20 protein-coding genes are annotated in these 21,101 nt (G+C 69.9%); 15 read left to right on the top strand and 5 right to left on the bottom strand.

All coding sequences use genetic code 11. The features are described from left to right. Positions 1-253 precede the first annotated feature (253 nt). The 3 genes from O9280_RS07785 to lnt are packed head-to-tail and all read left to right on the top strand — an operon-like array spanning position 254 to position 4,490. The gene (locus O9280_RS07785; protein ID WP_298340887.1) at positions 254-1,342 is read left to right on the top strand and encodes a hypothetical protein; all 1,089 of its coding nucleotides are present in this window, start codon (positions 254-256) and stop codon (positions 1,340-1,342) included. 17 nt (positions 1,343-1,359) lie between these two features. Beyond that, entirely contained in the window at positions 1,360-2,058 is a 699-nt protein-coding gene (locus tag O9280_RS07790; RefSeq protein ID WP_298340889.1) for a hypothetical protein, read from the top strand. Beyond that, complete coding sequence (gene lnt, locus O9280_RS07795; RefSeq protein WP_298340891.1) at positions 2,058-4,490, top strand: apolipoprotein N-acyltransferase; 2,433 nt, start codon at positions 2,058-2,060, stop codon at positions 4,488-4,490. Before O9280_RS07790 ends, lnt begins: the two co-directional genes overlap by 1 nt. On the opposite strand, the gene mpl is transcribed toward lnt, so the two are convergent. From mpl to O9280_RS07810, 3 genes are all read right to left on the bottom strand, one after another. Next, on the bottom strand, positions 4,491-5,888 hold the full coding sequence (gene mpl, locus O9280_RS07800) for a UDP-N-acetylmuramate:L-alanyl-gamma-D-glutamyl-meso-diaminopimelate ligase (protein ID WP_298340893.1): 1,398 nt from the start codon (positions 5,886-5,888) through the stop codon (positions 4,491-4,493). 4 nt (positions 5,889-5,892) lie between these two features. Beyond that, positions 5,893-6,354 (bottom strand): hypothetical protein, encoded by a 462-nt coding sequence (locus tag O9280_RS07805; RefSeq protein ID WP_298340895.1) that lies wholly within the window; start codon positions 6,352-6,354, stop codon positions 5,893-5,895. Positions 6,355-6,532: 178 nt separating this feature from the next. Beyond that, positions 6,533-7,099 (bottom strand): adenylate kinase, encoded by a 567-nt coding sequence (locus tag O9280_RS07810; RefSeq protein ID WP_298340897.1) that lies wholly within the window; start codon positions 7,097-7,099, stop codon positions 6,533-6,535. A gap of 182 nt (positions 7,100-7,281) precedes the next feature. Between O9280_RS07810 and O9280_RS07815 the strand changes: the two genes are divergently transcribed. From O9280_RS07815 to O9280_RS07835, 5 genes are all read left to right on the top strand, one after another. Then, on the top strand, positions 7,282-8,535 hold the full coding sequence (locus O9280_RS07815; protein ID WP_298340899.1) for a 6-phosphofructokinase: 1,254 nt from the start codon (positions 7,282-7,284) through the stop codon (positions 8,533-8,535). A gap of 80 nt (positions 8,536-8,615) precedes the next feature. Then, a complete protein-coding gene (locus tag O9280_RS07820; protein ID WP_298340901.1) occupies positions 8,616-10,739 on the top strand; it encodes an EAL domain-containing protein in 2,124 nt (707 codons plus the stop codon). Between the two features lie 53 nt (positions 10,740-10,792). Next, a complete protein-coding gene (locus tag O9280_RS07825) occupies positions 10,793-11,398 on the top strand; it encodes a sigma-70 family RNA polymerase sigma factor (protein WP_298340903.1) in 606 nt (201 codons plus the stop codon). Continuing rightward, a complete protein-coding gene (locus O9280_RS07830; protein ID WP_298340904.1) occupies positions 11,395-12,036 on the top strand; it encodes a DUF1109 domain-containing protein in 642 nt (213 codons plus the stop codon). Before O9280_RS07825 ends, O9280_RS07830 begins: the two co-directional genes overlap by 4 nt. Before the next feature lie 165 nt (positions 12,037-12,201). Next, complete coding sequence (locus O9280_RS07835) at positions 12,202-14,235, top strand: sodium-translocating pyrophosphatase (protein ID WP_298340906.1); 2,034 nt, start codon at positions 12,202-12,204, stop codon at positions 14,233-14,235. Positions 14,236-14,296: 61 nt separating this feature from the next. Here O9280_RS07835 and O9280_RS07840 read toward each other — a convergent pair whose 3' ends face one another. Continuing rightward, positions 14,297-15,961, bottom strand: coding sequence for an NAD(P)/FAD-dependent oxidoreductase (locus tag O9280_RS07840; RefSeq protein WP_298340908.1), 1,665 nt, complete (start codon positions 15,959-15,961; stop codon positions 14,297-14,299). A gap of 271 nt (positions 15,962-16,232) precedes the next feature. On the opposite strand from O9280_RS07840, the gene O9280_RS07845 reads away from it, so the two are divergent. Genes O9280_RS07845 through O9280_RS07870 form a run of 6 tightly spaced genes read left to right on the top strand, consistent with a single transcriptional unit; the run spans position 16,233 to position 19,608 of the window. After that, positions 16,233-16,511 (top strand): hypothetical protein, encoded by a 279-nt coding sequence (locus O9280_RS07845; RefSeq protein ID WP_298340910.1) that lies wholly within the window; start codon positions 16,233-16,235, stop codon positions 16,509-16,511. A gap of 56 nt (positions 16,512-16,567) precedes the next feature. Beyond that, positions 16,568-17,425 (top strand): DUF692 domain-containing protein, encoded by an 858-nt coding sequence (locus O9280_RS07850; RefSeq protein WP_298340912.1) that lies wholly within the window; start codon positions 16,568-16,570, stop codon positions 17,423-17,425. After that, a complete protein-coding gene (locus tag O9280_RS07855; protein WP_298340915.1) occupies positions 17,422-18,189 on the top strand; it encodes a DNA-binding domain-containing protein in 768 nt (255 codons plus the stop codon). Before O9280_RS07850 ends, O9280_RS07855 begins: the two co-directional genes overlap by 4 nt. Further along, complete coding sequence (locus O9280_RS07860; protein WP_298340917.1) at positions 18,186-18,548, top strand: EAL domain-containing protein; 363 nt, start codon at positions 18,186-18,188, stop codon at positions 18,546-18,548. Before O9280_RS07855 ends, O9280_RS07860 begins: the two co-directional genes overlap by 4 nt. Next, positions 18,545-19,183: a hypothetical protein gene (locus tag O9280_RS07865; RefSeq protein WP_298340918.1), complete on the top strand. Its 639-nt coding sequence runs from the start codon at positions 18,545-18,547 to the stop codon at positions 19,181-19,183. Before O9280_RS07860 ends, O9280_RS07865 begins: the two co-directional genes overlap by 4 nt. Further along, positions 19,102-19,608 carry a hypothetical protein gene (locus O9280_RS07870; RefSeq protein WP_297877299.1) on the top strand — a complete coding sequence of 169 codons (507 nt, stop codon included), beginning with the start codon at positions 19,102-19,104 and terminating at the stop codon, positions 19,606-19,608. The genes O9280_RS07865 and O9280_RS07870 overlap by 82 nt, the downstream gene beginning before the upstream one ends. An 8-nt stretch (positions 19,609-19,616) precedes the next feature. On the opposite strand, the gene O9280_RS07875 is transcribed toward O9280_RS07870, so the two are convergent. Beyond that, the gene (locus O9280_RS07875; protein WP_298340919.1) at positions 19,617-20,468 is read right to left on the bottom strand and encodes an AraC family transcriptional regulator; all 852 of its coding nucleotides are present in this window, start codon (positions 20,466-20,468) and stop codon (positions 19,617-19,619) included. An 86-nt stretch (positions 20,469-20,554) separates the two neighbouring features. Between O9280_RS07875 and O9280_RS07880 the strand changes: the two genes are divergently transcribed. Next, on the top strand, positions 20,555-21,100 hold the full coding sequence (locus tag O9280_RS07880; RefSeq protein WP_298340920.1) for a carboxymuconolactone decarboxylase family protein: 546 nt from the start codon (positions 20,555-20,557) through the stop codon (positions 21,098-21,100). Position 21,101: the final 1 nt, after the last annotated feature.

The following is a 21,101-nucleotide window of genomic DNA, read 5'->3' on the forward strand; positions in this document are numbered from 1 at the left end:
CCCGTTCGGCCGTTGCTGCACCGCGTCATTCAATGCGAATTGCTTTGACGCGCCGCAGCATGAAAAGGCAGAGAAAGTCATCGCCTTGAGGCGAGGTGCTTGCGCGCCTAGCGACCATACGCTAGCGTCCGTTTCGCGATGCACCGGGTGCCCCAGGGGATGACAGCGCCCGCATCGTGAAACCGGCCTCCGGTTTCCGTCGGACGCAGCGGGGAACACCCCGCGGCGATCACCACGCCACAGGGGAAAATCGATGAACCATCTCGCTCGCCGCACCACGCGGCGGTGTGCCGCCGCGCTCGCGCTCGTCGCGATCGCCGCGCCCACCCTCGCCAGCACGCTGAACCAGAACGTCTCGTGGACCGTCGACCGCGCCGGCACCACGGCCAAGTACCGCGTCGTCGCCTACGGCGATTCGATCTACGCCGGCTACAACGGCTCCGTCTCCAACGCCGCGCGCTGGGCCGCGCCGACCGTGGATTCCGAGTACCTCTCGGCGCGCTGGAACGCCGACATCGAGAGCATCCGCCGCACCAAGTCCGGCGCCGTGGCCCGGGATGTCTACGAGAACAAGATCGTCGCCGAGCGCTCCTGGATGCAGGCGGCCTCGACGCGCGTGGTCACGTTCGAAATGTGCGGCAACGATGGCCTGCAGGCGCGCACCGCCTTCAAGAACCAGAGCGGCACCTGCAATTACGCCGTGCTCGACAACGCGGTCAACAGCTGCAAGACCTACGTCGCCGCGTCGATGGACTACATCAACGCCAACGCCAGCCCGAACACCCGGCTGAAGGTCATCTCGAATCTCTACTACCCGGGCTACAACGCCGACAACGTGCAGAGCACGTGTCGCGACGCCACCACCGGGCAGACGGTGAACCTGCGCGACCGCTTCCTGCCGGCCATCACCCGCATGAACTACTGGATGTGCGAGTACGCCCGCCAGAAGGGCTTCCAGTGCGCCGACAGCTTCGCCCAGTACATGGGCGCGGACTTCGACAGCAACGGCGACGGCCAGGTCGATTCCGACGCGCTCCGCTACGTGCCGGGCGACACCGAGGCGGCCTACCTGCAGCGCATCACCGTGGCGCTGCGCGGCACGCTCCGCGACGCCAACACGCACTTCGTCTCCTCGACGACCAGTGCCGACTACATCCAGTCCGACGACGTGCATCCGACCTACAGCGGCCCGACGGTCAGCGCCGGCCTCTGGGGCGGCAGCACCGGCACCGGTGCACCGCGCTACCCGACCATCACGAACGGCCGCAATCCGATCTGGAACACCTTCGGCCATGAGCGGATGGGTTGGGCGCTGTCGGTCTACAACCCGGCCAGCCCCTGACGCACGCCGAACGCCCCGTGGCCCTGTCGCCGCCCGGCCGCCACGCCCCGTCGTCCTCCGCGGACGACGAGGGCGTGCGCATTCTTCGCAAAACCGGCTCACGCTTCGGAATCGAGGCCCGTGGGGCCGCCGGCATCGCGCTCATCGTCGCCGTGGCGGTGGCAGTGTCGCTCTGGACCTCGCGAAGCGATGAGCCATCGGGCGATGCCGTCGTGGATGCAAGCACCCGTGCGCCGTCGCCCACCGCCACGCCTGCGATGGTGCCGGCTCGCCCTGAAGTGGTCGGCGCCGAACACCGTCTGGAGATCCCGCCCACCGCCGCAGACGTCGCAGCGCGCGTGCCCAGCGGCGACCCCGACGATCTCGCGAGCTATTTCCGCCCCGGCGATCCCGTGCCTTCCACCGCGAACCTGATCAAGGCGATGAACGAGGCCGGCATCCGCACCGGCATCGCGGCCTTCAACCCGCCGGGCACCAGCCCGCCGCTCGAAGGTCTCGCCGTGCCCGCGGATTTCGAACTGCCGCCCGGTTACGTGCGCCACCACCAAGCCACCGATGAAGGCGAAACCATCGAGCCGATCCTGATGTTCTCGCCGGACCTCGTGCTGCGCGATGCGCAAGGACGCCCGATCGCCCTGCCGGCGAACCGCGTCGTGCCGCCGGAGTTCGCGCCGCCGGGCCTGCCACTGCGCTGGGTCCGCCCCGGCAAGTCTTGATGCCGGCCACGAACGCCAGCGCACGCTGGCCGATCCCCGCGAGCCTCCTCGCCACCGCCGCGCTGGTCGCGCTCTTCGCCGCGATCGAGCCCGCGTGGCCGCTCGCCGCGGTGCTTCTCGTGCCTTGGCTGTGGGCGCTCGATCGCGCGCGGTCCTGGCGCGGCGTCGCGGCGCAGGGCCTCGCGATGACCGTCCTGTTCACCGCCGCGGTGCTCTGGTGGTTCGCCGTGGGCGTGGGCGAATTCACCGGCGTCGGCACCGGGCTCGCCGCCGCTGTCCTGCTGCTCGGCGCGCCCCTGCTGCAGCCGCAGATCCTCGTCTTCGCGCTGGTGCGACACGCGGTCGGCCGCGCACACGGACCGCTGCTGCGCGCACTCGCAGGCGCCGCCGCCTGGGTGGCCACGGAGGCGCTGTGGCCGAAACTGCTTGGCGACACGCTTGGCCACGGCCTGCAGCCGGCCGATGCGCTGCGGCAGGCCGCGGACCTCGGCGGCGCCACCGGCCTCACCGTCGTGGTGCTGCTCACCAACGAAGCGATCGCGCAGGCCATCGCGCGACGCCGCGACGGCCTTCGGGCCTGGGGCCTGCCAATCGCCTTCGGCACGGCGATGCTGGCCGCGGTGGCAGGCTACGGCGCGTGGCGGCTGGCGGCATTGCGCGTGCCGCCCGCAGCGGATACCGCCGTGCTGCGCGTCGCGATGGTGCAGGCCAGCCTCACCGACTACGAAGCGCGGCGCCGCGAGCAAGGCGCGTATGCCGTAGTGCGCGAGGTGCTCGACACGCATTTCGGCCTGTCGGCTTCGGCCCTGCGCGACCATGGCGCCGACGTGCTGCTGTGGTCGGAAACGGTCTACCCCACCACCTTCGGGCAACCGCGCAGCGAGGACGGCGCCGCCTTCGACGCCGAGATCCAGGGCTTCGTCGATGCGATGGGCGTGCCGCTCGTGTTCGGCACCTACGAACAGGACGTGCTGGGCGAGTACAACGCCGCCGTGGTCCTCGAACCCGGCCGCGGCCGGCTCGGCAGCTACCGCAAGACCCACCCGTTCCCGCTCACGGAGCACGTGCCCGAATGGCTCGATGGCCCCGCGCTCCGCTCGGCCCTGCCGTGGACCGGCGGCTGGCGCGCGGGCGATGGCGCACGCGTGCTGCCGCTGCGCAGCGGCGACGGTCGCGAAGTGAACGTGATGCCGCTGATCTGCCTCGACGACGTGCACTCGCAGCTGGCCATCGACGGCGCGCGGCTCGGCGCCCAAGCCATTCTCGGGATGTCCAACGATTCATGGTTCACCGAGGCCCCGCTCGGGGCCCGCCTGCACTTGGCGGTAGCGGCCTTCCGCAGCGCAGAAACCGGCCTGCCGCAGCTCCGCGTCACCACCAACGGCTTCAGCGCAGTCATCGACGAGACGGGCGAGGTGCTGGTGCATACCGCGATGGGGCAGCAGGCGGTGCTCACCGGCTTCCTGCTCGCGCGCGATCCCGCACCGACCCTGATGGTGCGCTGGGGCGACTGGGTGGGGCGTGCCGGCCTCGCGTTCCTGTTCGCATTGGCCTTGTGGCGAGGGCTGGCAGCCCTCGGCGCACGCGCACTGCGACCGTCGGCGGCCCCCACGGTGTTCGCGGTCGTGCTGATGCCGCCACCGATGCGGCTCGCGGTGATCGCGCTTCGCGCCATGGCGTTGATGGGACTCCTGGCCTTGGCCTACGACATGGCCACGCGCATCGGCTGGCAGGTGGCGTCCATGGCCCAGCTCCGCGGCTACGGCCTGTTCGTCGTGCTGCCGCTGCTGCTGGCTTGGGGCCTGCGTCGTTGGGGGCGCGGCGAACTGCGCTTCGAATCGGCGCAGGTCGTCATCGACCGCCCGAACGAACGCATCGAGATTCCGCACGGCGCGATCGCCGCCCTGCGCGCCTGGCGCCTGCCCCTGCCGTCGCCGGGGCTCGATCTGGTGCTTGGCTCGGGCCGCCGATGGTCGATGGCGCTGGCCTCGCCCTCGGCGGCCGGCGATGCGTGGCGCGGCGCACTCGCGACGGGACGCCTCGCTGCACTTGCCGAGCAGCGCGCGCGAGCCCACCGCCCGCGCTGGGACCATGCGCTGCTGAAGTTCGGCCTGTTCCCGCTGCTTCCCGCCCTGATCGCCTTCCGCCTGCACCAGGTGATCGCGTTCGGTGGCTTCTTCGGCGAGTGGCTCACCTACGGACCGGCGGCGTGGTTCACCGGCCTCGCGATCTGGTGGGTGGCCTGGTCCTTGGGCCTGATGCTGTTCGCCGCCGTGCTGCGGATCGGCCTTGAAGTGATCGGCTTCGTGGCGTCCTGGTTCACCGCGCCCACGCAGCAGACGATGCTCCGCGAGGCCGGCGAATGGCTGCTGCGCGGGCTCTACTACATCGGTGCGCCGTCGGCGCTGGTGTTCCGGCTGCTGGCGGGTTGATCAGCCGCGAAGCGCGGCGAGGAAGCGTCGCGGCGCGTCCTCGAAGCCGCCGTTCGACATGAACACCACGTGGTCGCCATCCTTCGCCTCAGCGGCGAGGCTGGCGATCATCGTGTCGACATCCGGCACGGTGCGCGCGGCACCGCGCACGGCGCCAACGACCTTCGCGGCATCCCACGGAAGGTTCGGGCGGTGCAGGAACACCGTGGCGTCGGCCGGATCGAGCGAGGGCGCCAGCGCATCGGCATGCGCGCCGAGGCGCATCGAATTGCTGCGCGGCTCCAGCGCGGCGATCACGCGCGCGCTGCCGACCTTCGCGCGCAGCCCGTCGAGCGTCGTGCGGATCGCGGTCGGGTGGTGGGCGAAATCGTCGTAGACGGTCACGCCGCGCGCCGTGCCGATCACCTCGAGGCGACGCTTGGCGCTGGCGAAACCGGCGAACGCGGGCAGTAGCGCCTGGGCATCGCAACCCACCGCCGCAGCGGCGGCCAGCGCGGCCAGCGCGTTCATCACGTTGTGGCGGCCGAGCAGCGGCCATTCGATGGTGCCGAGTTCAATGCCGCGATGCGCGACGACGAAGCGCGAACCATCGGCAGCCAGAAGGCGCGCCGTCCAGTCGAGCGTCGCGCCACCCGGCGTCGCCACCTCGGGATGGCCTTGGGCATCGACGATCCCGAAGCGCTCCACCGGCGTCCAGCAGCCCATCGCCAGCACCTCGGCCAGCGCGGCGTCCTCGCCGTTGACGACCAGCCGCCCACGCCCCGGCACGATGCGCACGAGGTGGTGGAACTGGCGTTGGATCGCGGCGAGGTCCGGGAAGATGTCGGCGTGGTCGTACTCGAGGTTGTTCAGCACCGCCACCGTCGGCCGGTAGTGCACGAACTTGCTGCGCTTGTCGAAGAAGGCGGTGTCGTACTCGTCGGCTTCGACGACGAACTCAGCGCCCGAGCCGAGACGCGCAGACACGCCGAAGTTCTCTGGCACGCCGCCGACGAGGAAGCCGGGATCGCGGCCGGCGGATTCAAGCAGCCAGGCCAGCAGCGAGGTGGTGGTGGTCTTGCCGTGCGTGCCGGCGACGGCCAGCGTCTCGCGGCCGCGCAGCACGTGCTCGGACAGCCACTGCGCGCCCGACGCGTAGCGCATCCCGGCGTCGAGCACGTGTTCGACGGCGGGGTTGCCGCGAGACAGCGCATTGCCGACGACGATTTCGTCGACGCCGGCGCTGATGTGGGACGGCGTGTAGCCCGAGGCCAGCGTGATGCCCAGCTGCTCGAGCTGGGTGCTCATGGGCGGGTAGACGTTCTGGTCGCTGCCCTCGACCGCATGGCCGAGGTCGCGCGCCAGGGCGGCGATGCCGCCCATGAAGGTGCCGCAGATGCCGAGGATGTGGAGCTTCATGGGATCAGTTGAACAGGTTTGAGGCTTCGACGAAGCCGATCAATAGGATTACGGGGACGACCCACATGGCGACGTTCATCAGGAGGGTCATCAACAGGCCGACGGCGTAACCGCGATCGAGCGCACGCGCCCAGACGTGGGACATCGCCAACCCGTACCAGAGGGTCACCGCGAGAGGGAGCAACGCGGACAACCAAGCCACGGCGACGAGCCATCCCTGTTCGACCGGGTCCGGCCCCATGAGCTTCACGCGCACCAGCACGCTGCCGAACATCACCAGCATGGTGAGCCCGTGCACGAGGCTCAATGCAAGTGCGAACTGGTTGAAGCGCGAGGCCCGGTCGAAGGCGCGGAGCACGAGCGCGCACGCGCCGATCAGGCAGGCAACCGGCCCAAGCGCCCAAGCGAGGAGCAGCCCACCGGTCGGCGGCACCGATCCCGGTGGCGTCTCCGAGAGGACGATCATCCAAGCCGGATAAGTCGAAGCCATCAATGCGATGGCAATCCACGTGAGTGCCGGGGAATACGGCAGGTCTTCGGGGCCGGACCGCAGGACAAGCAGGCGGGCGCCGAACCAAGCCAGCAGCGGGAGATCGTCACGAATCCGCGAATCGCCCACAGCGCTGCGTCGCGGTGACGCGGGATCAGCGCTGCGGCAGGGCCGACACGATGCGCTGGAACACGTCGTCGACCGGGCCCACGCCATCGACGACGGCCAAGCGGCCGCGCGACTGGTAGAAGCCCGCGACCGGCGCGGTCTGCTGGGCGTAGACGTCGAGGCGCTTGCGGACGGTTTCCGGATGGTCGTCGGCGCGGCCCTCGGCGGCGTAGCGGATCTCGCAGCGGCCGACGATCACTTCGTTCGGCACTTCGAACTTCACGACGGCGTCGAGCGGCTGGCCGATGCGGCCGAGCAGCGAGTCGAGCGCGTCCGCCTGGACGAGGTTGCGCGGGTAGCCGTCGAGGATGAAGCCCTTGGCGGTGTCCGGCTTGGCGAGGCGCTCTTCGAGCATGCCCAGCACGAGGTCGTCGGAGACCAGCTGGCCGGCGTCCATCACGGCCTTGGCTTGCAGGCCGAGCGGCGTGCCTTCCTTGACGGCGGCGCGAAGCAGGTCACCGGTCGAGATGTGGGCGATGTTGAAGTGCTCGCGCAGGCGGGTGGCCTGCGTGCCCTTGCCCGAACCCGGGGCGCCGAGGAAGACGAGTCGCATGAAGAGGCTCCATAAACGATGACGCACGGCACCGTCTTCACCCCCAACGCGATACGGAGGGCCGCCGACAGGCCGTGCGGACGAGGTCACGCTAGCGGCCCCGGGTGGTGAAGTCAAACAGGAAACGCTTCAATGGCAGGCCCGGGCCGCAGCACGCGCGCCCCGCCCCATGGAGTGCCCCCATGCCGAAAGGCCACCTGCTCTACGCCCAGTCGGGCGGCGTCACCGCCGTCATCAATGCCACGGCCAGTGCCGTCCTCGCCACCGCCCGCGCCCACAAGGTTCCGGCGTTGTGGGCCAAGAACGGCATCCTCGGCGCCCTGCGCGAGGAGCTCTACGACACCCGCAAGCTCAAGGCCGCCGAGATCAAGGCCTTGGCCCACACCCCGGGCGGCGCCTTCGGCAGCTGCCGCTTCAAGCTGAAATCCATCGAGCAGGACCGCGCGCAGTACGAGCGCCTGATCGACGTCTTCCGCGCCCACGACATCCGCTGGTTCCTCTACAACGGCGGCAACGACTCGGCCGACACGGCGCTGAAGCTCTCGAAGGTCGCATCGGAACTCGGCTATCCCCTCACCTGCATCGGCGTGCCGAAGACGGTCGACAACGACCTCGTGGTGACCGACTGCTGCCCGGGCTTCGGCTCGGCGGCGAAGTACACGGCCGTCTCGGTGGCCGAAGCCGCGCTCGACGTGGCCGCCATGGCCGACACCTCGACCAAAGTCTTCGTCTACGAAGTGATGGGCCGCCACGCCGGCTGGCTGGCCGCTGCCGCGGGCCTTGCGGGCCGCGGCGAGGGCCAGGCGCCGCACCTGATCCTCTTCCCCGAGAACGCCTTCGACGAGGCCGCCTTCCTGGCCAAGGTGCAGGCCGTGGTGAAGAAGGTCGGCTACTGCGTCGTGGTGGTGTCGGAAGGCATCCGCCATGCCGACGGCCGCTTCGTGGCGGAAGCCGGCGGCAAGGACGCGTTCGGGCATTCGCAGCTCGGCGGCGTCGGCCCGATGCTGGCCGCGCTGTGCAAGGACAAGCTGGGCGTGAAGGTGCACTGGACCGTGCCCGACTACCTGCAGCGCTCGGCGCGCCACCTCGCCAGCAAGACCGATCTGCAGCAGGCGCTGGCGGTCGGCAAGGCCGCGGTCGAACTGGCGTTGGCCGGCAAGAACGGCGTGATGCCCACCATCCAGCGCACCAGCGACAAGCCCTACCGCTGGAAGATCGTGCCGCACCCGCTGTCGGAGATCGCGAACCACGAGAAGACCATGCCGAAGGCCTTCATCCGCAAGGACGGCTTCGGCATCACCGAGGCCTGCCGCACCTACCTCGAACCGCTGATCCGCGGCGAAGCACCGCCGCCCTACGGCAAGGACGGCCTGCCGGCCTTCGTTCGCCCCACGCTGCCGCAGCTGCCGAAAACGCTGCCGGCTTGGTCAAAGTGAGTTGACGGGCACGCCCGGGCGCTGGACAGGGCCCCGGACGTGGCTATCCTCAGGCCATTGTTGTTGGAGCATGCACCCGCATGGCGGCTTCCCCGCAGCGCGACCCAGGCATCACCGCGCGCCTCCGCGCCTCGCTCACCGGCATCGGTGGCCGGCTGCTGGCGTCGATGGTGGTGGCCAGCACGCTGATCAGCACCGCGGTCGCCGGCGTCGAGGTCTGGGCCGGCTACCAGGACGACCTGCGCGAGCTCGAGGCCGACATCGAGCGCATCAGCCGCGCCAGCCTCGATCCGATCGCGCTCTCGCTGTGGAACTACGACGACGCCCAGCTGCGGCTGCAGCTCGACGGCATCCGCCAGCGCCCCTACGTCGCCGCGGTGGAAGTCCGTGAACGAGGCATGGGCGGCGAGGACGGCGCCCTGCGGGCGCGCGTGGGCGAAGAAGCGAGCGGCGAGGGCCGGATCGAGCGCCTGCCGCTGTCCTACCGGCGCGACGGCGAAAACGCCGACCTCGGCACGCTCATCGTCGAACTCGATATCGGCGCGGTCCAGCGCAGCGCCCTCGAACGCGCCGTCAGCATCCTCGTCACCCAGGGCGGCATCACCCTGCTGATCAGCCTTGCGCTGCTCCTGCTGGTGCGACAGATCGTCACCCGCCACCTGTCCGCTTTGGCGCACGCGGCGCAGCGCTTCGACCTGCGCGACGAGACCGCGAGCTTCCGCGTGCGGCCGCGCGGCTCGGGCCCCGGCGACGAGATCGACCGCGTGATCGACGCGCTGGAAACCATGCGCAGCAGCCTTCACGGCGCCTACCGCGACTTGGCAGACACCAATGCCGAACTGCAGTCCGACATCGCCGCCCGCCTGCGCGCGGAGGCGGCGGCCGACCACCTCGCCAACCACGACGCCCTCACCAACCTGCCGAACCGGCGCCTGCTGTTCCAGCGCCTCGCGCACGAGCTGGCGGTGGCGGAGCGCAGCGGTACGCAGGGCGCGATGATGTTCATCGACCTCGACCACTTCAAGACGCTGAACGATGCGCGCGGGCACAGCATCGGCGATGCGGTGCTGATCGAGGTGGCGCGTCGGCTGCGGACGCACCTGCGCGAGATCGACCTGGTGGCGCGCCTCGGCGGCGACGAGTTCGTCGCCGTGCTGCCGATGCTCGGCGAGTTGCGCGAGCGCGCTGCGCAGAACGCACAGACCGCGGCGGAGAAGCTGCGCGCGGCGCTGGCCGAGCCCATCGTCGTGCGCGACGAAGTGTTCCGGCTGTCGGCGAGCATCGGCGTGGCGCTGTTCCCCGACGACGGCGGCAGCCCGGAGAACCTGATCAAGCACGCCGACACGGCGATGTACCAGGCCAAGACCGAAGGCCGGAACACCATCCACTTCTTCCAACGCGACCTGCTCGCCGCGATGGAGGAGCGCCATGCGCTCGAAACCGACCTTCGCCGCGCGCTGGTGGAAGGCGGCCTCGACGTCGCCTACCAGCCCCTCGTCGATGCGCACGGCGGCGTGCGCGGTGCGGAGGCGCTGGTGCGCTGGACGCACCCGACGCGCGGCCCAGTGTCGCCGGCGCAGTTCATCCCGCTGTGCGAGGAGAGCGGGCTGATCATCAACCTCGGTGACTGGGTGCTGCGCGCGGTGCTCAAGCAGGTGCAGTCGTGGCGCCGGGAAAGCCTGCTCGGGCCGCAGCAGTACATCAGCGTCAACATCAGCCCGCGCCAGTTCCGCCAGCAGGGCTTCGAGGACCGGCTGCTCGCCGCGCTGCACGAATTCGAAGTGCCGCCTTCCATGCTGGTGCTCGAGATCACCGAGGGCGTGGTGCTCGGCGACATCGATAGCGCCATCCAACGCATGAACACGCTGCGCGCGCGCGGCATCCGGTTCTACATCGACGACTTCGGCACCGGCTATTCCTCGATGGCCTACCTGAAGCGCCTGCCGGCAGACGGCCTGAAGATCGACAAGGGCTTCGTGCGCGACCTCGGCACCGACGCCAACGATGCCGCGATCGTCGACGCGATCCTGGCGATGGGCCGCCACTTCGGCCTGACGGTGGTGGCGGAAGGCGTGGAAACGGAATCGCAGGCGCAGTACCTGATCCAGCGCGATTGCGCGCTGCTGCAGGGCTACCACCTCGGCCGCCCGGCGGATGCGACGCGCTTCGCCGAGTCCTTCCTGCGCCGACGCACGCTGGTGTAACCGCGCGCCATCCCGGGCCGTACCGGGGGCATGCCCCGCCCTCCAGCGCCCCCGTGACCGCCCTGGCCCTGCCCTTCGCGATGACGCCCCCACCATCGACCGCCACCGCCCTCGGCGTGCTGTTCTGCGCGGGCCGCGGAGGCGACGAAGCCCGCTACGCGCAAGCGCTTCGGGAGTGCGCGGTGCTGCTGCGGCGCTTCACCGCGGCCAAGCTGCAGCGGATGGCGCCGGGCATGCTCGCCGACACCGAGGACGTGGTGCAGGAATGCCTGATCGCGCTGCACCTGAAGTCGCACACCTACGACCCCGCCCAGCCCTTCGAGCCTTGGCTGTACGCGGTGGCCCGCTACAAGCTGATCGACCTGCTGCGGCGTCGCCAGCCCGGCCGGGAACTCAGCCTCGACCTGCTCGCGGAGACGCATGAATTCGCCGATGCGAGCGAATCGACCGAGCCGCAGGCCGGGGCCGATCTCGCCGTGCTGCTGGCGCAACTCCCCGACAAGCAGCGCCGGCCGATCGAGCTGGTGAAACTCGAGGGACGCTCCGTGGCCGAAGCCGCGGCGACGACGGGGCTCTCCATTTCCGCCGTGAAAGTCGGCATCCATCGCGGCTTGAAGGCGCTGGCCAAGCGCCTCGCCGCGGAAGGCGACACCCCATGAAGACCGACGAGCTCATCACCCTGTTGGCCCGCCAGCCGGATGCCCTGCCGAAAACCCAGCCCCTGCGCGACACGGCACTGGCCTTGGTCGCCGGAGTCGTCGCGGCGTTCCTGCTGATGGCGCTCGTGCTGGGCCCGCGGACGGACCTCGCCGAAGCCGTCGCCTCCGCGCTGTTCTGGCAGAAGATCGGCGCCCTGGCCCTGCTGGCGGTGATCGCAGGCGTCGCCGCCTATCGCTCGGGGCTTCCCGGGCGTTCGCTGCGGTCCACCGAGCGCCTGCGTTGGGCCGCGCTGCTTTGGCTGGCGGTCGCGACCGTGGTGACGGTCGTCTCGGCGCCCGCCGGCGAGCGCCTGGCGCTGTTCCATTCGCCGACGATCCTCGTCTGCCTGACGATGGTGCCGCTGCTCTCCGTGCCACCGGCCGCGGCCATGCTGTGGGCCCTGCGTCGCGCCGCACCGACCGAGCCGGCCCGCGCGGCTCGCGCCGTCGGCTGGGCGGCCGGTGCCATCGGGGCCTTCGCCTACGCCTTCCATTGCCAAGCCGACCAACCGGGGTACGTCCTGGTCTGGTACGGACTGGCGCTGGTCGCCACCGTCACGCTGACCCGAGCCACCGCCACGCGGTGGCTTCGCTGGTGATGCGGCAGCGCAGCATGAAAGCCTCGCTGCCGTGCGGCGTCGCCGCACGATGGACACCCCCGGCGGCATAGCGCCCCGCTCCCCCATCGGCAATACTCGACCCAAGGCGGCCGTCCGGCCGCCTCATCGTGTCTGGGTTCAAGTCCGAAGTCTGGGGAGGTCAGGATGTTGGAGCAGTACGGAATCGCCATCGCACTGTCGTGTGCCGTGGTCGCCATCCTTTATGGAATCGTGTCGGCGCGCTGGATCCTCGCGCAGCCGGCCGGCAATGAACGAATGCAGCAGATCGCCGCGGCCATCCAGGAAGGCGCCGGCGCCTACCTGCGGCGGCAATACACCACCATCGCCATCGTCGGCGTCGTGCTCTTCCTGGTGATCGGCTTCGTGCCGGCGCTGGGCTGGTCGACGGCCATCGGCTTCGCGATCGGCGCCGTGCTCTCGGGCCTCGCCGGCTTCATCGGCATGTTCGTCTCGGTGCGCGCCAACGTGCGCACGACGCAGGCGGCCACGAAGGGGCTCAACGAAGCGCTCAACGTCAGCTTCAAGGGCGGCGCGGTCACCGGCCTGTTGGTCGTGGGCCTCGGCCTGCTCGGCGTGGCCGGCTACTTCTGGTTCGTCGGCGGAGCGGTGAATGACGAAGCGGCGATCAAGGCGGCCCTGCAGCCGATGATCGGCCTCGCCTTCGGCAGCTCGCTGATCTCGATCTTCGCCCGCCTCGGCGGCGGCATCTTCACCAAGGGCGCCGACGTCGGCGCCGACCTCGTGGGCAAGGTCGAAGCCGGCATCCCGGAGGACGATCCGCGCAACCCGGCGGTGATCGCCGACAACGTGGGCGACAACGTCGGCGACTGTGCCGGCATGGCCGCCGACCTGTTCGAGACTTACGCGGTGACGATCGTGGCGGCGATGCTGATCGCCGGCATCACCTTCAGCACCTACGGCTTCGCCGGCGTGATGTACCCGCTGGTGCTCGGCGCGGTGTCGATCATCGCCTCGATCATCGGCACCTTCTTCGTGAAGGTGGGCAGCGACGGCAAGATCATGAAGGCCCTCTACAAGGGCCTGATCGTCGCGGGTCTGTTGTCGGCCATCGGCTTCTGGTTCGTCACCGACGCGATGATCGCCGTCAACACGCTGCAGATCTTCCTCTGCGCCATCGTCGGCCTGGTGCTGACCGCGGCCATGGTGGTGATCACCGAGTACTACACCGCCACCGAGTACAAGCCGGTGCGTGACGTGGCCGCCGCTTCGGTGACCGGCCACGGCACCAACGTCATCGCCGGCCTCGCCGTGTCGATGAAGTCGACGGCGGCGCCGGTGCTGGCCGTCGCGCTGGCGATCTGGTGCTGCTACTCGCTGGCCGGCCTGATGGGCATCGCGGTCGCCGCGACGTCAATGCTGTCGATGGCGGGCGTGATCGTGGCGCTCGACGCCTACGGCCCGATCACCGACAACGCCGGTGGCATCGCCGAGATGAGCGGCCTCGACAAGGAGATCCGCAAGACGACGGACGCGCTCGACGCCGTGGGCAACACGACGAAGGCCGTCACCAAGGGCTACGCCATCGGTTCGGCCGGCCTTGCCGCGCTGGTGCTGTTCGCCGACTACGCGCACAAGCTGGACGAGAAGTTCGGCCAGGACGTCGTCGACTTCTCGATCGACAAGCCCGAGGTCCTGATCGGCCTGCTGATCGGCGGCCTGATCCCCTACCTGTTCGGCGCCTACGCCATGCAGGCGGTGGGCCGCGCGGCCGGTGCGGTGGTGGAGGAAGTGCGCCGCCAGTTCCGCGAGATCCCGGGGATCATGGAAGGCACCGGCAAGCCGCAGTACGACAAGGCCGTGGACCTGCTGACGAAGTCGGCGATCCGCGAAATGATCGTGCCTTCGATGCTGCCGCTGATCATCCCGATCCTCGTGGGCGTGATCCTCGGCCCGGCGGCGCTCGGCGGTTTGCTGATGGGCACCATCGTCACCGGCCTGTTCGTGGCGATCTCGATGTGCACCGGCGGCGGCGCCTGGGACAACGCCAAGAAGTACATCGAGGAAGGCCACCACGGCGGCAAGGGCAGCGACGCCCACAAGGCCGCGGTGACCGGCGACACCGTCGGCGACCCTTACAAGGACACCGCCGGCCCGGCCATCAACCCGCTGATCAAGATCATCAACATCGTCGCCCTGCTGCTGGTGCCGCTGCTCTGACGATCCATTGAACGCGCGGGTGCGACACCGAAGCCCCACCGCAAGGTGGGGCTTCTTCGTTTCAGGTCGGCAGCGCGGTGCCGGTTTCGATCATCGCCTCGGCCACCCATTCCGCCGCGCGGATGCCATCGACGCCGGCCGAAAGAATGCCGCCGGCATAGCCCGCGCCTTCGCCCGCAGTGAACAGGCCGCGCGTGTTGAGGCTCTGGCCGTCGTCGCCGCGCGTGAGGCGGACCGGCGATGAGGTGCGGGTTTCGACACCGGTGAGCAGCGCATCGGACATGTCGAAGCCCTTGATCTGCCTGCCGAAGGCCGGCAGCGCTTCGCGGATGGCCTCGATGGCGTAGCGCGGCAGGGCCGTGGAGAGATCGCCCAAGCGGACGCCCGGCGTGTACGAGTTCACCACTGCGCCGAGTGTTTCCGACGGCGTGCCGGCGAGGAAGTCGCCGACCTTCTGCGCCGGCGCTTCGTAGGTTTCGCCGCCGAGCTTGAACGCCACTTCCTCCCAGTGGCGCTGCAGCGCGATGCCGCCCAGCGGGCTGCCGCTGGGGTCGAACTCGGCGTAATCCTCGGGCGTGATGCCCACCACGATCGCGGCGTTGGCATTGCGCTCGTTGCGCGAGTACTGGCTCATGCCGTTGGTGACCACGCGCCCGGGCTCGCTGGCGGCGGCCACCACGGTGCCACCGGGGCACATGCAGAAGCTGTAGACCGAGCGCCCGTTCTTGCAGTGGTGCACCAGTTTGTAGTCGGCCGCGCCGAGGATGGGGTGGCCGGCCTGCGGACCGAAGCGCGCCTGGTCGATCACCGACTGCGGGTGCTCGATGCGGAAGCCGATCGAGAAGGGCTTGGCTTCCATGAAGACGCCGCGCGCGTGCAGCATCGCGAAGGTGTCGCGGGCACTGTGGCCCAGCGCCATCACGACGTGATCGGCGCGCAGGGTTTCGCCACTCGCCAGCACCACGCCGCGCAGGTGGCGCACGCCATCGGCGTCCACGTCGATCAGCAGGTCATCCACGCGCTGCGAGAAACGGATTTCGCCGCCCAGGCCTTCGATGACGCCCCGCATGTGCTCCACCATCGACACCAGGCGGAAGGTGCCGATGTGCGGCTTGCTGACGTAGAGGATCTCGTCGGGCGCACCGGCCTTCACGAATTCGTCCAGCACCTTGCGGCCCAAGTGGCGCTTGTCGCTGATCTGGCTGTAGAGCTTGCCGTCGGAAAACGTGCCCGCGCCGCCCTCGCCGTACTGCACGTTCGACTCGGGGTTCAGCACTTTCTTGCGCCAGAGGCCGAAGGTGTCCACGGTGCGCTCGCGCACCTGCTTGCCGCGCTCCAGCACGATGGGCTTGAGACCCATCTGTGCGAGCACCAAGGCCGCGAACAAACCACAGGGGCCCATGCCGACGACGATCGGGCGCAGCGGCTGGTTCGGCGCCGGCTTGGCGATGAAGCGGTAGGTCGTGTCGGGCGTCGGGGTCACCTTGACGCGGTTCGGCTCCGTCTCCGCCGCCATGCGCTTCAGCACCGCCGCCTCATCGGCGACGTCGACATCCACCGAGTAGATCAACTGGATCTGGCCGCGCTTGCGGGCGTCGTAGCTGCGCTTGGCCACGGTCAGCGAACGCAGCGCGCCGGGCTTCAGCTTCAGACGCGCCAGCACCGCGTCGTTGATCGCGGTGTCGGCGTGGTCCAGCGGCAGCGTGATGTCGGTGAGTCGAAGCATGGGGCGCGGAGCGGTGGGGCCGTGGAGGGCCGCCATGATCCCACGGCGGGCGGGGCGTCACTGCGCCGTCGTCCATCTCGTCCCCGCCGTCGCTCATCGCGTCTGTTTCGTCCAGCCGTGTAACCGGGGTTGCCGTGTGGACGTAGGGTGAATTCGTGAGGTGATCGACCACGCCGTCCTTTCGGGATCGCGCCACGAGCCTCGCCACTGGGGAGCGCCCTTGCTGGGCCAGCCCCTTCCACTCCCTCCGCTTGCCCAAAGGACGTTTCCGATGAAGACCTCGCTCTCGCTCGCCGCTTTCGCCGCCGCCTTCGCCACCTCCTTCGCCGCCCTCGCCGCCGATGCTCCGCAGGGCAGCAGCGGCGCCGCTGTCGCCGCCGGCGACACCATCCACTGTTACGGCATCACCGCCTGCAAGGGCCAGAACGACTGCAAGACCACCGAGCACGCTTGCAAGGGCAATGCGGAGTGCGCCGGCCACGGCTTCAAGGCCACCACGGCCAAGGAGTGCCTGGACAAGGACGGCACGATCGGCGACATCGCCGCCTGAGGCCCCTGCGGCGCGACTGGCCTTCGGGCCGGTCGCGGCCGCGACGGGTCACGACGATGAGCACGCCTCGCCACGCGAACCTCCTGCAGCCTTCCCCGGGTTACGGCCTGGGCCTGCGCCCGCAGCACTACGCCGACTTCGCCGCATCGAAGCGCGACGTCGACTGGCTCGAAATCATCTCCGAGAACTTCATGGTCGACGGCGGAAAGCCCCTTCAGTGGCTGGACCGGATCCGCGCCGACTACCCAATGGCGATGCACGGGGTGACGCTCTCGATCGGCGGCACCGACCCGCTCGACCTCGATTACCTGAAGCGCCTGAAAGCGCTGGCAGCGCGCGTCGACCCGCTGTGGGTCTCCGACCATGTCTGCTGGGGCGGCCATGGCGGCATCCACGCTCACGACCTGCTGCCCTTGCCTTACACCGCGGAGGCCGTGCGCCACGTCGCCCCTCGAGTGCGGCAGGTGCAGGACATGCTTGGCCGGCGCCTCGTGCTGGAGAACGTCTCCAGCTACGTCGTGTTCCGAGACGACGAGATGCCCGAATGGGCCTTCCTCGACGCGCTCTGCGAAGAGGCCGATTGCCTCTTGCTGCTCGACCTCAACAACATCCACGTCAGCGCGGTGAACCATGGCTTCGACGCGCTCGACTTCCTCGGCGGGGTACCGCTCGATCGCGTGCAGCAGGTGCACCTGGCCGGCCATACCGTCCGCGACGACTACCTGATCGACACCCACGATGCGGCGGTCGCCGACCCGCTGTGGGCGCTGTACCGCGAGTTCGTCGCGCGCACCGGCGGCCGCGCCACGATGATCGAACGCGACGACCACATCCCGCCGCTGGAGGATCTCGAAGCCGAACTGGGCATCGCGCGCCGCATCGGGGCCGATGCCCTCAAGGCGCTTGCCGCGTGAGCGCACTCGTGGCCGTGCAGCAACGCTTCCTAGACGCCCTGCTTGATGGCGGGTCGCAGGCGGCGGGCGACATCCGCGGCACGCCGCATTTCGCGATCGAGCGGCGGCTCGCGGTCTATGCCAACGCCTATCGGCGACGGCTGGCCGAGGCCTTGGCGTCGGTGTTCGAGCGCTGCGCGCAGATGCTGGGCGAAGACGCCTTCGACGCCCTGGCCCTCGCTTACGTCGAAGCCCATCCACCGCGCGATCGCTCGCTGGGCCGCTATGGCGTCGATTTTCCCGAGTGGCTTCGGGCTCGCAACCCTGAACTGGCCACCGCCGCCGGGGTGGCGACCATCGACGCCGGGCTCCGCCGCGCCTTCGACGCTGCCGATGCCGAACCGGTCGATCGGACAGCCTTGCTCGCGCTCCCCGTGGCCGCTTGGGCCGGCCTTCGCTTCGCGTGGGTGCCGGCGCTCGCCACTGGACAGGTCGACGCCGCGGCCATCGAACGCTGGCGCGAACCGGAGCAGCGCGGCGTGGAGGGCACCGACGCGTCGATCACCGCCATCGCCTTCTGGCGCCGCGACGGCCAAACCTTTTTCCGCAGCATGGCGTCCAGCGAAGCCCTGCTGCTCGAGCGCCTCCGGGGCGGCGCCACGCTGGCGGAAGCCTGCGCCGGCGAGGGCTTGCCGATCCCGCTCGAGGTCGCCGCCCCGGCACTCTTGTCGTGGATCGACGAGGGCTGGGTGGCGCGGCTCGCCGTCGATACCGACCCCATGTGAGCACGACGACGCCCAGCGAACCGCTGCGTCATTCGCCCGGCCACGCCTCGATGGCCCAGCTCAAGCGGCTGCCGGTCGACGAGCTGGAGATCGACCGCTCCTTCGTGAAGAACCTCACGTCGGACGCCGAGGACGAGGCCATCGTGTCGGCGACGATCGCGCTAGCGCACCGGCTTGGTCTTCCCGTGGTGGCTGAAGGCGTCGAGGACGCGGCGACCGCCGAGCGACTCGCGGCCCTCGGCTGCGACGAGATCCAGGGCTACGGCGTGGCCCGCCCGATGCCGGTCGCCGAACTGGTGGAATGGGTGGCGCGCCATCGCTCGGCGGTGCGCGCCTTCGTCAGTGGACTTGCCGCATGAACCGCTCGCGCGCGGTCAGGGTTCGTGCGTTCGTCCTCAATACCAGCCTCTCGCTCGCCTCCATCAGCGGCGCATCGACGGCACTAGCCGACCTGCCGTACTCGGGGCGCATCGACCTTCGCGCTGTCTCGGCCAGCGGCGGCGAGCCCTGGGCCGAAGGCGGCCCGTCCACGCAGCGCTACGCCTCCGGGCGCGACCTCCGGTTGGCGCACAGCGTGCTGGTGGTCGATTGGCAATCCGAAGCGAAGCCGCTCGACGCGCGGCTGGTGCTTCACGCCGCCGATGATCGCCCCGGCGTGGTCGACGCGACGGAGCTTCTCCTGCGCTGGAAACCGCTGCCCGACGGGCCCTGGCGAAGCAGCGTGCGCACTGGCGCGTTCTTCCCCGAGATCTCGCGAGAGAGCGGCGGCCTTGGCTGGACCCCGACGCGGGGGCTCTCGACCTCGGCCGGCAACGCCTGGATCGGCGAGGAGCTGCGCACGATTGGCGTCGAGGCGACCTGGAGCCGTGGACGAACCCGTTCCGCGAGATCGACGGCCGCGCCGGGGCCTGCGTGTTGCTCGGCCACGAGCACGCCGAGGGCTGGCGCAGCCGGCTGTGGCTGTACGACAACTTCGCCGATCCGAGCGTGCTGAAATCCGGGCAGTACGCATGGCATACGCGCTTCGCGCAAGGCCGGATCGAACGCCGCTGGGCAGGCGGCACCACGCTGGCGCTGCAGGCGATGGCCGGCACAACCGCGATGGGCCCACGCCGCCAGCTCGTCGTCGACAACGGCTACCGCGCGATGAGCCTGCACCTCGACCGTGCGGCCGGCACCTGGCGCTGGGGTGTGCGGCTGGAGTGGTTCGACGTCTCCGACCGCGATGCCACGGCGGATGACCCGAATGCCGAATCCGGTCGAGCCGCAGTGCTTCACCTCACGCGCCCTTTGGGCGCGTGGGAATCGGTGTTCGAAGCCAGCCGGGTCGACAGTTCGCGTGAGGCGAGGACACTCCTAGACCGCGCCCGCCGCAGGATCGACGGCAGCGTGTCGATCGCGCTGCGACGCGACTTCTGAACGCGACGTCAGTCGCCGGCACCACCCCGCAGCAGTTCGCCTGGCGCGACGCCCATCCGCGTCCGGAACACCCGCGCCAGGGCCGACGCGCTGCCGTAACCAACCTCGGCCGCGACCTGCTTGACCGGCCGGCCGCGGCGCAACGCCGCCTCGGCCAGCGCCAGCCGATAGCCGGCGAGGTAATCGCCCGGCGTCTGCCCGACCACGGCATGGAAATGCGCTGCAAAGCGTGCGCGCGACATGCCAGCCACCTCGGCCATCCGCTCCAGGGTCCATGGCTCGGCGGGCCGCGCATGCAGGGCCACCAGCACTTTCGACAGCTGCGCGTCGCCGAGCCCGGAGAAGGCGCCGCGCTCAACCAGGCCGGCGTCGAGCACATGCCGCAGTACGTGGATCAGCAGCAGCTCGGCCAGGCGATCGAGCGCCTGCTGGCGCCCGCAGTGGCCGCCTAAGGCTTCGTCGAACAGCAGGCGCGCGATGCCGTGCAGGGCCGGTGCGGCGGCGAGGTCGATCACCAGAGGCGAGGGCAATGAGCGCGACACCGGGTCGCCCGCGCCACCGCCGAAGCGCACCGTCGCGCACAGCAAAGTGGCCTCGCGGTCCTCGGGCACGAACAGGCGATGGGTCGTCGGCTTCGGGAACAGCACCAAGGCCGGACGCGGCAGCGGCTCGAACTCACCGCCCGCGCGCGGCGCGAGGAAGGCCTCTCCATCACTCACCAAATGGAGGTGCCCTACGCCATCGGCCTCGTCGAAGCCGGCCAGCCCGCACAGCGCGCCGGTGTGGAACACCGAGGCGGAGAGACGGAAGCGCTCGAGCAACGGGGCAAGACGGTCGGCCATGAGACTCTTGGTATGCATCAGTAGACGATTAGGCGCCAATCGTATCAGTGGCCTCGGCACAGTGGCGTCCGTGGACTCCCCCACGCCTTTCCGAGAGACCCGCCATGACCCGCATCGCTCCCCTGAACCCCGCCGACGCCTCGCCCGCCATCGCCGAAACCCTGGCCGGCGTCAAAGCCAAGCTCGGCATGCTGCCGAACCTGATCACCACTTTCGCCCACTCGCCGGGCGCGCTGAACGGCTACCTCGCCCTGTCCGGCGCACTGGCCGACAGCCTGCTGGAGCCGCGCCAGCGCGAGATCGTCGCGCTCGCCGTCGGCCAGGCCAACGAGTGCGGTTACTGCCTCGCCGCGCACACCGCCATCGGCAAGGGTGCCGGGCTCAACGGTGAGGCCATCGCCGCCGCGCGCCGCGGTGAAGGCACCAGCCCCGCCGACGCCGCCCTCGCCCGCTTCGCACGAGTGCTCACCGAGACCCGCGGCAACGCGACCGATGTCGATTACCAAGCCTTCCTCGCCGGCGGCTTCAGCCCGGCGCAGGCGCTCGACGTGGTGGCGCTGGTCGCGCTGAACACCCTGACCAACTACACCAACCACTTGGCCGGCACCGTGGTCGATTTCCCGGCCGTGCCGCTTCAGCAGGCGGCCTGAC

Source organism: Silanimonas sp. (genome assembly GCF_027531545.1).
Taxonomy (GTDB): Bacteria; Pseudomonadota; Gammaproteobacteria; order Xanthomonadales; family Xanthomonadaceae; genus Silanimonas.